The 14,042-nt window shown below is 68.5% G+C and carries 11 protein-coding genes; 5 read left to right on the top strand and 6 right to left on the bottom strand.

The window, feature by feature from the left end:
- Positions 1–129 precede the first annotated feature (129 nt).
- The 3 genes from BN948_RS20600 to BN948_RS20590 are packed head-to-tail and all read left to right on the top strand — an operon-like array spanning position 130 to position 5,231.
- Positions 130–1,011: a PPK2 family polyphosphate kinase gene (locus BN948_RS20600; RefSeq protein ID WP_009517079.1), complete on the top strand. Its 882-nt coding sequence runs from the start codon at positions 130–132 to the stop codon at positions 1,009–1,011.
- Between the two features lie 22 nt (positions 1,012–1,033).
- Positions 1,034–4,327 (top strand): fused isobutyryl-CoA mutase/GTPase IcmF, encoded by a 3,294-nt coding sequence (icmF, locus tag BN948_RS20595; protein WP_009517078.1) that lies wholly within the window; start codon positions 1,034–1,036, stop codon positions 4,325–4,327.
- A 13-nt stretch (positions 4,328–4,340) separates the two neighbouring features.
- Positions 4,341–5,231 (top strand): diacylglycerol/lipid kinase family protein, encoded by an 891-nt coding sequence (locus BN948_RS20590; protein WP_009517077.1) that lies wholly within the window; start codon positions 4,341–4,343, stop codon positions 5,229–5,231.
- Here BN948_RS20590 and BN948_RS20585 read toward each other — a convergent pair whose 3' ends face one another.
- Together BN948_RS20585 and BN948_RS20580 are read right to left on the bottom strand one after the other, a co-directional pair.
- Entirely contained in the window at positions 5,232–6,248 is a 1,017-nt protein-coding gene (locus BN948_RS20585) for a substrate-binding domain-containing protein (RefSeq protein ID WP_009517076.1), read from the bottom strand.
- Positions 6,249–6,337: 89 nt separating this feature from the next.
- Positions 6,338–7,621, bottom strand: a complete 1,284-nt coding sequence (locus tag BN948_RS20580; RefSeq protein ID WP_009517075.1) for a right-handed parallel beta-helix repeat-containing protein — start codon at positions 7,619–7,621, stop codon at positions 6,338–6,340.
- Between the two features lie 134 nt (positions 7,622–7,755).
- Between BN948_RS20580 and rocF the strand changes: the two genes are divergently transcribed.
- Positions 7,756–8,691 (top strand): arginase, encoded by a 936-nt coding sequence (rocF, locus tag BN948_RS20575; protein ID WP_009517074.1) that lies wholly within the window; start codon positions 7,756–7,758, stop codon positions 8,689–8,691.
- Here the strand turns inward: rocF and BN948_RS20570 are convergent.
- Positions 8,657–10,297: a GMC family oxidoreductase gene (locus BN948_RS20570; protein ID WP_009517073.1), complete on the bottom strand. Its 1,641-nt coding sequence runs from the start codon at positions 10,295–10,297 to the stop codon at positions 8,657–8,659. The genes rocF and BN948_RS20570 overlap by 35 nt on opposite strands.
- A gap of 181 nt (positions 10,298–10,478) precedes the next feature.
- Here BN948_RS20570 and BN948_RS20565 point away from each other — a divergent pair, with 181 nt between their 5' ends.
- Positions 10,479–11,336 (top strand): 3-hydroxybutyryl-CoA dehydrogenase, encoded by an 858-nt coding sequence (locus BN948_RS20565; protein ID WP_009517072.1) that lies wholly within the window; start codon positions 10,479–10,481, stop codon positions 11,334–11,336.
- Between the two features lie 4 nt (positions 11,337–11,340).
- Here BN948_RS20565 and BN948_RS25845 read toward each other — a convergent pair whose 3' ends face one another.
- Genes BN948_RS25845 through BN948_RS26760 form a run of 3 tightly spaced genes read right to left on the bottom strand, consistent with a single transcriptional unit; the run spans position 11,341 to position 13,961 of the window.
- Positions 11,341–11,916: a hypothetical protein gene (locus BN948_RS25845; protein ID WP_138819835.1), complete on the bottom strand. Its 576-nt coding sequence runs from the start codon at positions 11,914–11,916 to the stop codon at positions 11,341–11,343.
- A 4-nt stretch (positions 11,917–11,920) separates the two neighbouring features.
- Entirely contained in the window at positions 11,921–12,526 is a 606-nt protein-coding gene (locus BN948_RS25840; protein ID WP_009517070.1) for a hypothetical protein, read from the bottom strand.
- 25 nt (positions 12,527–12,551) lie between these two features.
- Positions 12,552–13,961: a hypothetical protein gene (locus tag BN948_RS26760; protein ID WP_009517069.1), complete on the bottom strand. Its 1,410-nt coding sequence runs from the start codon at positions 13,959–13,961 to the stop codon at positions 12,552–12,554.
- Positions 13,962–14,042: the final 81 nt, after the last annotated feature.

Raw genomic sequence — 14,042 nt, 5'->3', positions numbered from 1 at the left:
CGCTCATCCCGCACGGGGGCGCTTCGGCGCCCCTTTTTCATGGTTTGCCGCTACCATTGACGTTTACGTTAACGTCAATTCAGCGGTGCCCGGTTAGGGTATCCGTCGCGCCTTCCACCAAGCCCCGCCATGCCCAACTCCCGCGAAGCCCGCCTGCCCTTCGACGCGTCGGTGCTGCGCGCGCCCAAGGGCGCCCGCTGGCGCGACTGGCAGATCGACCCCGATGCGGCCAACCCGAAGGTGTCGCTCGGTGCGCTGGACCCGGGCGACAAGCCGTTCTCCGGCGGCGACAAGGCCGCCGACAAGGAGGCGGTGGAACGTCTCGCCGGCGAGATCGACGCCCTGCAGAACGTGTTCCACCCCGATGGCCGATACAAGCTCCTGGTGGTGCTGCAGGGCACCGACACCGCGGGCAAGGACGGCACCGTGCGCGGCGTGTTCGGCCGCACCAGCCCGCTGGGTGTGCGCACCGTGGGCTGGAAGGCGCCCACCGAACCCGAACGCGCGCACGACTACCTCTGGCGCATCCACCAGGCCATGCCGGGCAACGGCGAGATCGTGGTCTTCAACCGCAGTCACTACGAGGACGTGCTGGTGCCCGTGGTCAATGGCTGGATCGACAAGGCGCAAACACAGCAGCGCTACGCACACATCAACGACTTCGAGCGCCTGCTGGCCGAGACCGGCACCGTCATCCTGAAGTTCATGCTGCACATCGGCTTCGATGAACAGCGCCAGCGCCTGCAGGACCGCATCGACGACCCGGACAAGCACTGGAAGTTCAGCCTGGGCGACCTGGAAGTGCGCAAGCAATGGCCTGCGTATCAAAAGGCCTACCAGGACCTGCTGGAGGCCACCAGCACGCCCTGGGCGCCCTGGACCGTGGTGCCCGCCAACAGCAAGACCCACCGCAACCTGATGGTCGCCACCATCGTGCGCGACACCTTGAAGCGGCTGGAGCTGCGCTTCCCGCCCGACGACCCCGCGCTGAAGAACCTGCGCGTCGAATGATTCCACCCGAGAGAGACACCCCATGACCCAGCTGAGCGCCGACTACCAGGCCCTGACCCAGTACCGCCCGAAACACAAGGTGCGCTTCGTCACCGCCGCCAGCCTGTTCGATGGCCACGACGCGGCCATCAACATCATGCGCCGCATCCTGCAAGGCATGGGCGCCGAGGTGATCCACCTGGGCCACAACCGCAGCGTGGACGAGGTGGTGACAGCCGCCCTGCAGGAAGACGTGCAGGGCATCGCGATCAGCAGCTACCAGGGCGGGCACGTCGAGTACTTCATGTACATGGTCGACCTGCTCAAGCAGCGCGGCGGTGAGCACATCCGCGTGTTCGGCGGCGGTGGCGGCGTGATCGTGCCGAGCGAAATCCAGGAACTGCAGGCCTACGGCGTGACGCGCATCTACAGCCCCGAGGACGGCCAGCGCATGGGCCTGCAGGGCATGATCGGCGAGATGGTCATGCGATGCGACCAGGACCTGTCGCCGCACGCACCCACGGCCTTGAAGGCCATCCGGGGCCAGGGCGAGGCCCACTGGCGCGCGCTGGCCCAGCTCATCACGGTGATCGAGAACGGCCAGGCCGACGCAGGGCTCGTGCAGGCCGTGCGCGATGCGGCCGCGCAAGTGAAGGTGCCCGTACTGGGCATCACGGGCACCGGTGGCGCGGGCAAGTCCTCGCTCACCGACGAACTCATCCGCCGCCTGCGCCTGGACCAGGGCGACAGCGCACGCGTGGCCGTCATCAGCATCGACCCGTCGCGCCGCAAGAGCGGCGGCGCACTGCTGGGTGACCGCATCCGCATGAACGCCATCGCGCCCTGGCAAAAAGGCTTGCGCGTCTTCATGCGCAGCCTGGCCACGCGCGACTTCGGCAGCGAGATCAGCGCGGCCCTGCCCGACGTGATCGCCGCCTGCAAGGCCACGGGCTTCGACCTGATCATCGTGGAGACCTCGGGCATCGGCCAGGGCGACGCGGCCATCGTGCCGCACGTGGACGTGCCCCTGTACGTGATGACGCCCGAGTTCGGCGCCGCCAGTCAGCTCGAGAAAATCGACATGCTGGACTTCGCCGAGTTCGTCGCCATCAACAAGTTCGACCGCAAGGGCGCGGCCGACGCGCTGCGCGACGTGGCCAAGCAGGTGCAGCGCAACAAGGAGGCCTGGGGCAAGCGCCCCGATGAGATGCCGGTGTTCGGCACCATGGCCGCGCGCTTCAACGACGACGGTGTGACTGCGCTGTACCAGGCGCTCAAGCCCCGCCTGGGCGAGCTGGGCCTGACGCTGGGCGAGGGCGTGCTGCCCGTGGTGAGCGTGCGCCACAGCACCAACCAGACGCCCATCGTGCCGCCCGCGCGCACGCGCTACCTGGCCGAAATTTCCGACACCGTGCGCAGCTACAAGCAGGGCGTGCAGCAGCAGGCACGCCTGGCGCGCGAGATCCAGCAGCTGCGTGCCAGCGCCGAGATGCTGCGTGTCGACAAGCCCGAGCGCTCGCGCGCCGCCGAGGCCGTGATCGACCTCGCCCAGGTGCGCGAGCTCGACCAGGACCCGGGCGCGCGCAAGCTGCTGGCGCAGTGGCCCGACATGCAGAAGGCCTACTCGGGCGACGAGTACGTGGTGAAGATCCGCGACAAGGAGATTCGCACTCAGCTCACCACGAAAAGCCTGTCAGGCACGGTCATCCGCAAGGTCGCGCTGCCGCCCTACGAAGACCACGGTGAGCTGCTCAAGTGGCTGATGCTGGAGAACGTGCCCGGCAGCTTCCCCTACACCGCCGGCACCTTCGCCTTCAAGCGCGAGGGCGAAGACCCGACCCGCATGTTCGCCGGCGAGGGCGACCCCTTCCGCACCAACCGCCGCTTCAAGCTGCTCTCCGAGGGCATGCCGGCCAAGCGCCTGTCCACCGCGTTCGATTCGGTCACGCTCTACGGCAACGACCCCGACCCTCGGCCCGACATCTACGGCAAGGTGGGCAACTCGGGCGTGTCCATCGCCACGCTGGACGACATGAAGGTGCTCTACGGCGGCTTCGACCTGTGCCACCCGGCCACCTCCGTGTCCATGACCATCAACGGGCCCGCGCCCAGCATCCTGGCCATGTTCATGAACACGGCCATCGACCAGAACCTGGAGAAGTTCAAGGCCGACAACGGCCGCGAGCCCACCGATACCGAGGCCGCCAAGATCCGCGAATGGGTGCTGGCCAACGTGCGCGGCACGGTGCAGGCCGACATCCTGAAAGAGGACCAGGGCCAGAACACCTGCATCTTCAGCACCGAGTTCAGCCTGAAGGTAATGGGCGATATCGCCAGCTACTTCGTGCACCACGACGTGCGCAACTTCTACTCGGTGTCCATCAGCGGATACCACATCGCCGAGGCCGGTGCCAACCCCATCAGCCAGCTCGCCTTCACGCTCTCGAACGGCTTCACCTTCGTGGAGGCCTACCTGGCGCGCGGCATGCACATCGACGACTTCGCGCCCAACCTGAGCTTCTTCTTCAGCAACGGCATGGACCCGGAGTACACCGTGATGGGCCGCGTGGCGCGGCGCATCTGGGCCGTGGCCATGCGCGAGAAGTACGGCGCCAACGAGCGCAGCCAGAAGCTCAAGTACCACGTGCAGACCAGCGGGCGCAGCCTGCACGCGCAGGAAATCCAGTTCAACGACATCCGAACCACGCTGCAGGCACTGATCGCGATCTACGACAACTGCAACAGCCTGCACACGAACGCCTTCGACGAGGCCATCACCACCCCGACGGAAGACTCGGTGCGCCGTGCGATGGCGATCCAGCTCATCATCAACCGCGAGTGGGGCCTGGCGAAGAACGAGAACCCCAGCCAAGGCAGCTTCATCATCGAGGAGTTGACCGAACTGGTGGAGGAAGCCGTGCTGGCCGAGTTCGAGCGCATCGCCGAGCGCGGCGGCGTGTTGGGCGCCATGGAAACCGGCTACCAGCGCGGCCGCATCCAGGACGAGTCGATGCACTACGAGATGCTCAAGCACACCGGCGAGCTGCCCATCATCGGCGTGAACACTTTCCGCAACCCGCACGGCGACCCGATCCCGCAGTCGCTGGAGCTGGCGCGCTCCACCGACGAGGAAAAGCAGTGTCAGCTGAAGCGCCTGCAGGACTTCCATGCGCGCCACGCGGGCGAATCACCCGCGATGCTCGAGCGCCTCAAGCGCACCGTCATCGAGAACGGCAACGTTTTCGAGGTGTTGATGGACGCGGTGCGCTGCTGCTCGCTGGGCCAGATCACCAGCGCGCTGTTCGAGGTGGGCGGCCAGTACCGGCGCAACATGTGAGCGGCGCCGCCCCGTGCGCGCCGTTCTCTTCAACCCCAGCGCCCGCGCGGGCCGGGCCACTGCGCTGCTGCCCGCGCTGCGCAACGCCCTGCCCGCCGACGTGGCCCTGCACGTGCCCGACAGCGCCGAGGCCGCGCTCGCGCTGCTGCACGCCCTGCCCCGCGGCAGCCGCGTGGTCGCCGTGGGCGGCGACGGCACCCTGCACCGCTGGCTGCCCGCGCTCATCGAGCGCGACCACGAGCTGGGTCTGGTGCCTCTGGGCAGTGGCAACGACGTGGCGCGCGCGCTCGGCCTGGACGAGGCGCCGCTGGCCTGGTTGTCGCACGCGCTCAACGCCCCCGCCGGCTTCATCGACCTGGGCCTGGCCATCTGGCACGACGACCAGGGCCGCGCGCACGAGAGCCATTTCATCTCCAGCCTGAGCGCGGGCTTCGACGCCGCCGTGGCGCGCCGCGCGCTCGACGGCCCGGCCCGCCTGCGCGGCCTGCCGCGCTACCTGTGGGCCACGCTGCGCGAGCTCGCGGCCTTGCGCACCTGGACGCTGGACATCACCGTGGACGGGGAGCACCTGCACAGCGGCCCCGCCCTGTTCGCCGCCAGCCTGAACACGCCCACCTTCGGCGGCGGCATGCCGGCCACGCCGGGCGCGCGCACCCACGACGGCCTGCTCAACCTGCTGCTGGCGGGGCCCTTCACGCGCGGCGGCGCGCTGCTGATGCTGCCGCGCCTGCTGCACGGCCGCCACCTGGGTCACCCGCGCATCCGCACTCAGGCCTTCGAGGCCCTGCTGATCCTGGCCCGCGGCGACCTGCCGCTGGCGGCCGACGGCGAATGGCTGGGCCTGGCGCGCTCGGTGCAGGTGGTGGTGCGGCCGTCGGCGCTGCGCGTGGTGCGCAAGGGCTGATCAGAAGTCGTAAGCGCGCGCGCCCTCGCGGTCCACGACGACGGCCGCGTCACCCGTGACGACCACGCCGCGCCCCGCACCCGGGCGCACGCGCATCTTCCGGTAGCCCGGCACACCCAGGTCCATGCCGTCCTCGAGGGCCTGCCCTTGCAGCAGGCGGTGCGCGAGGCGGTTCAGCGCCAGGCCAGCGTCGCGCGGGTCCCAGAAGCCGATGGCCTGGATGGCGCCCGCCTCCAGCAGCACCCGGCTGCGCCGCGGCAGGCCCGTGCCCACGACGCAGACCTTGCCCGCGCGGCCGGCTTCCAGCACGGCGCGGCCGATGCCGATCACGTCGCTGGAGGCCGTGCCCTGGAAGCCGCGCAGATCGGGGTGGCGCTGGAGCAGTTCGCGCGCGCGCTGGTACGCCTGCTCGGCGTCGTCGTTGGATTCGTTCAGCGGTTCGATCAGCTCCATGCGCGTGTACTTGGCGGCGTTGGCGGCGGCGCCATCGATCCAGCGCCGGTGGGTGCGGCTGCCGCGCGTGCCCACGAAGCTGGTCCACTGTCCCTGCCCGCCCATGCAGGCGACGAGGCGCTGATTGAGTGCGGCGCCGAAGGCCTCGTTGTCGAAGGCCTCGAGGTCGGCCTGCGTGTTGACCAGGTTGTCGGCCTCGTGCGTGACGACCACGATGCCTTTGGCCATGGCGCGGCGCGCCACCGCTTCCACAGCGGCGGGGTCGGTGGGCACGAGGGCCAGGGCCTGCGGCGGCTGCTCGCGCAACAGATCTTCCAGCAACGCCACCTGCAGGGCGGGCTCGGCGCGCGCCGGGCCGTACTGATGGGCGCGCACGCCCTCGGTGGATTGCTCGAAGGCCCGCACGCCCTGGGCCATGCGGTCGAACCAGGGTAGGGGCGAGACCTTCACCACCGTGGCAATCGCCTGGGCTGGCGGCGGCGCCAGGGTGGCCTGTGCCATGGCCACAGTGCACGCGAACAACAGGCCGGCGCCCGGCAGGGCGCGCTTCAGAGAGGACAACATGGCGGACTCCGGAGGGGTGCCCCGTCGGGCGGGGCCGCGAGTCTAGGAGTGCGCCACACCGGACACCCGATGGGGTACCCGGCCCGCGCTCAGGGCGCGGACTGCAGCGCCCCGGCTACGCGGCCACCGCCGCCGATGGCGCGCAGCACGAAGGGACGCGGTGTGTCGTTCACATAGGCGGCGTCGGGCACGCCCGACAGGCCGATGCGGGCCTGCAGGGCGCTGTTGGGCCAGAAGTTCGGGGCACTCACGTTGGTGGCGCCCGGGATGTTGGCCGCCACGTCGAAGACGTTCTGGCTCTGGCTCACGTTGCCGCTGGCGAAACCACCCGTGATGAGCGCGGGGCTGGCGGTGCCGGCGAACAGGTTGGCCGTGAGGCTCACGCTGCTGGCACCGCTGGCCACGTAGAGGTAGCCGCCGCCCGTGCGCGTGCTCACCAGGGTGTTGTGCACCAGGTGCAGCGAGCGAGCGGGGTTGGAGTAGCCCTCGAAGCCGTAGGCGACGAGGTAGGCGTTGTCGGCATTCGGGCCCTTCTGCAGGAAGTTGCCGCGCAGCACGACCTGGCCACCGTTGGGGAAGTCGGTCTGGTAGCTGGCGGTGCCGCTGGGGCCGTCCATGAAGTAGCTGTTCTCGATCAGGCTTTCTCGCGCTCGGCTCTTGAGGTTGTGCCCGATGCGGGCCTGACGGAAGAAGCTGGCGCGAACCACCAGGCGATCGATCTGGCCGACGTAGAGGTTGTGGGTGTAGCCGTCACCGCGCCCATTGCCGGCGAACTCCGAGTAGCTGATGTCGATGCTGCCGTTGCCGGCGGTCGACAGCAGGCCGTTTTCGTTGTCGTAGAAGCCGCTGTTGACGATGCGCAGCGTGCCGCTGGTGTGTTCGGCGCGAATGCCGGCGCCGTTCTGGTCGGGCACGGTGGCGTTGTGGAAGGACACGCCATCGATGGTGACGTTGGCGCCACCGATGACCCAGATGCCCTTGCCGCGCGCGTTCTGGCCGTCGGCGTACAGGCGGGCGTGGCCGCCCACACCGCAGATCGTGAGGTCGCTCGCCGTCCACTGCGCCACGGCCGCCGAGCCGCGGTAGTCGCCCGCGCTGATGCGGATGATGTCGCCAGCGCGCGCGGCGCCGGCAGCAGCAGCGGGTGAGGCATACGTCTTGCCAGGACCCACCTCGAGCACACGCCCCGCTGGACTGGCGCAGGCGGCGCCCAGGCCGGGGCCGGCACCCGGCGGCAACGGCGTGACGCCGGAGGGCGGCACGGGCGTGGACGGGGCACCGCTTCCACCATCGGAACCACCACCACCGCCCCCGCCACCACAGGCGGCCAGTGCAAGAACCAGGGAAGAGAGCAGGAGCAAACGATGGGACATGAGGCAGCACCAAGGCCCGCACGAACGCGGGGCCGGAAGAAAACATGGGGATGGCGGCAGTATCCGGCCCCTGAGTGCCCCTGCCAGGCCCGGAGGCGGTAGCGATTCGTAAAAGTCGCGCCGAGAATGCGCCCATGAACACCTCCATCCGCCTCATCGGCGTGCCCACCGACATCGGCGCCGGCGCGCGCGGCGCCTCCATGGGCCCCGAGGCACTGCGTGTGGCAGGCCTCGCCGCCGTGCTCGAAGCACAAGGCCTGTCCGTGACCGACCTCGGCAACCTCGCCGGGCCACCCAACCCCTGGCAGCCCCCCCACGACGGCTATCGGCACATCGACGAGGTGCGTGCCTGGAACCTCGGCCTGCACCAGGCCGTGCTCGCCGAACTTCGCGCGGGCCACCTGCCCCTGGTACTGGGTGGCGACCACAGCCTGGGCCTGGGCTCCATCAGCGCCGTGGCAACCCATTGCCGCGAAAGACACAAAAAGTTGCGGGTGCTGTGGCTGGACGCGCACGCCGACTTCAACACCGCCGCGCTCACGCCCAGTGGCAACCTGCACGGCATGCCCGTGGCGCTGCTCTGCGGCCTGGGGCCGCCGGAGCTCACGGGCATCGGTGGCCACGTGCCGGCCGTGCAACCGGCGCAGATCCGCCAGATCGGCATCCGCAGCGTGGACGCGGGCGAGAAGCGCCTGGTGCACGAGCACGGGCTGGAGGTGTTCGACATGCGCTACATCGACGAGATGGGCATGCGCCACACCATGGAGCAGGCCCTGGCTGGCGTGGACGCCGACACCCACCTGCACGTGAGCTTCGACGTCGACTTCCTGGACCCCGAGGTCGCGCCCGGCGTGGGCACCACGGTGCGTGGCGGCCCCACCTACCGCGAGGCGCAGCTCTGCATGGAGATGATCGCGGACACGGGCCGGCTGGCCTCGCTGGACGTCATGGAGCTCAACCCGGCACTGGATGTGCGCAACCGGACGGCGGAGGTGGCGGTCGACCTCATCGAGAGCCTGTTCGGCAAGTCGACCCTCATGCGCAAGCAGCCCCCGACGCGCGCGCCCTGATCAAGCTTGCCGCCTTCTCGGCGATCATGATCACGGGGGCGTTGGTGTTGCCGCTGACCACGCGTGGCATCACCGAGGCGTCCACCACGCGCAGACCCTGCACGCCGTGCACGCGCAGTTCGTGGTCCACCACGGCGCCTTCATCTGGCCCCATGCGGCAGGTGCCCACAGGGTGGTAGATGGTGTCGGCGTGGTTTCGCACGAACTGCTCGATCTGCGCGTCGCTGCGCGCGTCGGCCGAGGCGCGCGACTCGACACCGCCGAAGCGCGCGAGCGCGGGCTGGCCCAGCAGTTGCCGCATCAGCTGGAAGCCGCGCACCAGGCGCGCGGCGTCGTCCGGGTCCTGCAGGAAGGCGGGGTCGATCAGCGGCATCACCTGCGGATCGCGGCTGGCCAGGCGCAGGGTGCCGCGGCTCTTGGGCCGCAGCAGGCACACGTGGCAGGAATAGCCGTGGCCGAACACGGTCTTGCGCCCGTGGTCCACCAGCTTGCCGATGACGAAGTGCAACTGCAGGTCGGGAATGGCCTCGTCGGGCGCGCTGCGGATGAAGCCGCCCGCCTCCGCGAAGTTGGTGGTCAGCATGCCGGTGCGCGCACGCCGCCATTCGGCAATGCCGCGCAGCGCCGCCCACGCGCCCCTGAACGACAGACCGAACAGCTCCGTCGCGCGCGGCGCGTTGACCACCTGCACCACGTCCACGTGGTCGTGCAGGTTGGCGCCCACGCCCGGCAGGTGCCGCACCACGCGGATGCCGTGCTCGCCAAGGTGATCGACGGGCCCGATGCCCGAGAGCATGAGCAGTTGCGGCGAACCGAACGCGCCCGCGCTGAGCACCACCTCGCCGCTCCCCTCTTTGCAGCGCAACAGCTGCAGCGGGCCGCGCCCGCCGTTGGCTCGGTACTCCACCGCCACGGCGCGCGGTGGCTCGCCCGCTTCCTCGTCCATCACCACACGGCAGACCAGCGCGTCGGTGATGACCGTGAGGTTGAGCCGCCCCAGGTGCGGCGTGAGGTAGGCCTTGGCGGCGCTGAAGCGCTCGCCGTTCCTGTGCGTGACCTGGTAGTGGCCGATGCCTTCCAGCTCGGCGCCGTTGAAGTCGGCGTTGATCGGGTAGCCCGCCTCGCGCGCCGCCTGGATGAAGTGCGGCACGAAGGGGTTGGGGCTGGTGAGGTCGCGCACGTTGAGCGGCCCGCCGGTGCCGTGGAAGGCGTCGGCGCCGCGCTCGTTGTGTTCGGTGCGTTTGAACAGGGGCAGCACGTCGGCCCAGGCCCAGCCCGGGTTGCCCTCGGCGGCCCAGGCGTCGTAGTCGCTGGGGTGGCCGCGCGCGTAGATCATGGCGTTGACCGAGCTGGAGCCGCCCAGCACCTTGCCGCGCGGCTGGTAGCCGCGCCGCCCGTTCAGGCCAGGCTGCGGCACGGTCTCGTAACACCAGTTGGCCTGGCCGTTCTTCGCCAGCACGGCCAGCCCGGCGGGGCAGTGGATGAGCACGCTGCGGTCGGGCGGGCCGGCCTCGATGAGCGCCACGCGCAGGGCCGGGTCCTCGCTCAGGCGGCCGGCCAGAACGCAACCGGCCGATCCGCCGCCCACGATGATCACGTCGTACATGCTGTCTCCTGCATTGCCGCCGGCACCCGGATGGGTACGCGACAATCGTCGGCCAAGGTAGCAGGCACCTCCTTCGCGGTGTAGGCAGGCGCGCCTAGCGCAGACACCCCGATACGCCCGCACCACGCGGGTTTCCCCTCATCCCATTCCCTTCCCACACCCTTCTCGACGAGGTTTTCGCATGAGCAGCAACAGCATCCAGACGGTCGGCATCATCGGCTCGGGCACCATGGGCAATGGCATCGCCCAGGCCTGCGCCACCAGCGGCATCCGCGTCGTCATGGTCGACATCGCCCAGGCGGCGCTCGACAAGGGCCTGGCCACCATCGCCGGCAGCCTGGACCGGCTGATCAAGAAAGAGAAGATGACGGCCGAGGCCAAGGCGCAGGCGCTGTCGCTCATCAAGGCCAGCACCAACTACGACGACCTCAAGGGCGCGCAACTCGTGATCGAAGCCGCCACCGAGAATGAGCCGCTGAAGATCAAGATCCTGCAGCAGCTCGACGCGCTGCTCGCGCCCGAGGTCATCGTCGCCACCAACACCAGTTCGATCAGCATCACCAAGCTGGCCGCCGCCACGAAGCGCGCCGACCGCTTCATCGGCATGCATTTCTTCAACCCCGTGCCCATGATGGCGCTGGTGGAAATCATCCGCGGCCTGCAGACCAGCGACGCCACGCACGCCACCGTGAAGGCCCTGGCCGAGGCCCTGGGCAAGACGCCCATCACCGTGAAGAACGCGCCGGGCTTCGTGGTCAACCGCATTCTCGTGCCCATGATCAACGAGGCCTTCTTCGTGCTGGCCGAAGGCCTGGCCACGCCCGAAGACATCGACGCCGGCATGAAGCTGGGCACCAACCAGCCCATCGGCCCGCTCGCGCTGGCCGACATGATCGGCCTGGACGTGTGCCTTGCAGTGATGAACGTCTACGTCGAGGAATACAACGACAGCAAATACCGGCCCGCCCCGCTGCTCAAGGAAATGGTGGCCGCGGGCTGGCTGGGGCGCAAGACGGGGCGCGGGGTGTACACGTACTGAGGGACTACTCCTCGTCGCAGACCTTGCCCGTGGGGTAGGTCGTGGTGGTGCCGTGCAGGGCACCCATGTAGGCCAGGTAGCGCTCCGCGCGTTCGGGGGTGTTGGCAGTAATGGCTTCGATCTTGAAGGTGATGGCGTGCCCCTCTCTCAGCATCCTGGACGTCAACTCAGGCGACACCCCGTTCAAGATGGTGCTGGACATGCAGGCGGTGGAAGCCGCTTCGGCGTCGGCCAGTCTCAAGAGCGCTGGTTGATCCTTGAGATTGATCAGCAGTGCCTTCTGTTGCACGCGGGCCACTTGCCGAGCCGCCCTCTTGACCAGTTCGCTCATAGGCAGCGCAGTGATGTAGACATCGATGTCATCGCGAATGCCGTTGCCATCGACATCTGGCCCGGCAATATCGGTGGAACGATCAAGTTCGGGCAGAACGCCCTGTTGCTCCAATGCCTCCAGTTGGCCCTTCATGCTGGGCGCAGATGTCTGAGCAGGCTGAGATGCCGCCTGTTGAGCCATTTGTGATGACGCTGGCTTGCCACCACCGCAGGCGGCGAGCACCACGGCCAACAGCGTCAATGCCAAAGCCCTATTCATCTTCGCAAACCTTGCCCGTGGGGTAGGTCGTGGTGGTGCCGTGCAAGGCACCCATATAGGCCATGTAGCGCTCGGCGCGCTCGGGGGTGTTGGCGGTGATGGCTTCGATCTTGAGAGCGATCGCATGCCCATCACGGAGGATCTTGTACTGCAACTCGGATGGCACATCCTTCAGTATGGTGCTGGACATGCACGCGGTGGACGCCATACTGGCATCGGACAGTGCCAGCAGAGAGACGCGATCCTTGAGGTCGATCAGCAGTGATCTCTGCTGCACACGCGCCCTTTGCCGGACCGCTTTCTTGACTTCGTCGCTCACAGGCAGCGCGGCGATGTAGGCATCGATGTCGTCGCGAATGCCGTTGCCATCGGCATCCGGTCCAGCGACGTCAGTGGAGCGGTCGAGTTCCGGCAGAACGCCCTGCTTCTCCAGTGCGTCGAGTTGGTCCTTCATGCTGGGCTCGGCTGGCCGCGTCGCGGGTTCGGTGGACGCAGGTGCGGAGGCGGACGGCGATTTGCCACCGCCGCAAGCGCTCGCCAACAAGGCGAGGATCACGAGGACGAGATGTCGAGTGAAGCGGACAGTCGATGTGAACATGGGTGCTTCCTTGTGTTGTGGGTGATCAGAGTGCATCGAGCGCCTTCGTGACGAACTGGCGGATCTGGGCGCGCACGGGGCCCGCCTCGTCCAGGTAGGTGGCGAGCAGCTTGTGGCCCGAACGGTCCTGGCTGTTCACCGGCAGGCTCACGTTGGACACCGGCAGATAGGTGCCGTCGACCCGCCGCAGGCCGTTGATGACGACGTCGCTGTCGGCGAGCACATAGGGGCCGCGCAGCGTGGGGGAGGCGGGCGCGATGTGCACCACCTGCGCCGCGACGTAGCCGGTGTCCTCGCCCACCACCTTGCCGGCCAGCCGCGAGTGCGCCAGATAGGCGTCGTAGGCCGCGTTGACGAACAGGTTGCCCTGGGAATGGGCCACCAGCACGGCGCGTTCGGCCCGCTGACCCGCCCGCATCAATTGCGCGGTGTGCTCGGCCGTGTCCTGGGCGGTGGGCGGGTCATCGGCCAAGGCCGTGCTCAGGGCGGTGATCTTGGCCAGCGTGGCGTTGGCCAGTCCATCGAACCAGCTGGCCAGGGCCCTGTCGCTGCGCACCACGCGGGCCACCAGGCGCTGGGTGAACGACCCTGGCTGATCGTTCTGGCCGGTGACCTGTTCCCAGAGGTACTCCCAGCGCCGGGACAGCAGGCCGTCCATTTCGGCGCTGCGCTGGCGGAACACCTCGGCCACGTCCTGCAGGCACACGTCGTCGGCGCTGCGCTTGCAGCTCTGGTTGTAGAACAGTTCATAGCGAATCGGCGCGCTGCGCCAATCCGGACCAATGAAGTCCTGCTGCCTTAGCACCTCAAGAGAAGCCCAGGCCTCCCTTCGCGTATTCCACACCCCATTGAAGAATCCCACCAGATAGGCCATGGTGTAGCAGCGGGGTAGCTGACCGGAATAGCTCAACGCCTGCGTTCTGCCCAGGTGCTGAGCAGGCTGTCCGTCGTCCCAGAACCAGACCCTGTACCGATCCGCGTCCACCAGCATCGGGAAGTTCTGCCAGATATCCACGGCGGCATTGCCCGACCAAGGCGTCACCATGCCCGGCTGATTCGTCCACTGCCAGCGGCGGCCGATCCGGATATCCGCCCAGTGGCCTTCGCCGTCCCCGCACTCGTCGGACTCAGGGTTCTGGTCGCTGCCGCAATCGACTTGGCTGGAGCCGCACCCGCGCGCGCCACTCAGCACCTCATGGACCGGCAGGTCGCAGGCGCCGCTGTTGGCGCCCTCCACCTGGCGATGGCTTGCTGAGGAGGGATAGCGGTAGTTGGTCTCTATCGACAACTGGGAAGTGCCGGCGACGCGGGGCGGCCACCCGCTGGGCGACCAGGGCCAGTGGCACAACTGATACGGCTTGACGGGCGTTGCCTGGCCACTGACGCACCAGGACACCAGCCACACGAACGTCCACATACCCATCCACTTGTTCATTCGGGCCCTCCCAAAGGCTGTATAAGGGTGCGTCACCTTAGGCCCCCGAACACTCGCATACCCCCAAGGGAAGCCGACGCA

This window comes from Hydrogenophaga intermedia (assembly GCF_000723405.1).
Taxonomy (GTDB): domain Bacteria; phylum Pseudomonadota; class Gammaproteobacteria; order Burkholderiales; family Burkholderiaceae_C; genus Hydrogenophaga; species Hydrogenophaga intermedia.
The sequence above is the reverse complement of the archived record's forward strand: the minus strand, read 5'-3'. Positions and strand labels throughout refer to the sequence as shown.

Bases quoted from the DNA above. Each gene is read 5' to 3' on its own strand.
- BN948_RS20600 (WP_009517079.1), top strand. From the start codon at position 130: ATGCCCAACTCCCGCGAAGCCCGCCTGCCCTTCGACGCGTCGGTGCTG.
- icmF (WP_009517078.1), top strand. From the start codon at position 1,034: ATGACCCAGCTGAGCGCCGACTACCAGGCCCTGACCCAGTACCGCCCG.
- BN948_RS20585 (WP_009517076.1), bottom strand. From the start codon at position 6,248: ATGTTGTCCTCTCTGAAGCGCGCCCTGCCGGGCGCCGGCCTGTTGTTC.
- BN948_RS20580 (WP_009517075.1), bottom strand. From the start codon at position 7,621: ATGTCCCATCGTTTGCTCCTGCTCTCTTCCCTGGTTCTTGCACTGGCC.
- rocF (WP_009517074.1), top strand. From the start codon at position 7,756: ATGAACACCTCCATCCGCCTCATCGGCGTGCCCACCGACATCGGCGCC.
- BN948_RS20570 (WP_009517073.1), bottom strand. From the start codon at position 10,297: ATGTACGACGTGATCATCGTGGGCGGCGGATCGGCCGGTTGCGTTCTG.
- BN948_RS20565 (WP_009517072.1), top strand. From the start codon at position 10,479: ATGAGCAGCAACAGCATCCAGACGGTCGGCATCATCGGCTCGGGCACC.
- BN948_RS25840 (WP_009517070.1), bottom strand. From the start codon at position 12,526: ATGTTCACATCGACTGTCCGCTTCACTCGACATCTCGTCCTCGTGATC.
- BN948_RS26760 (WP_009517069.1), bottom strand. From the start codon at position 13,961: ATGAACAAGTGGATGGGTATGTGGACGTTCGTGTGGCTGGTGTCCTGG.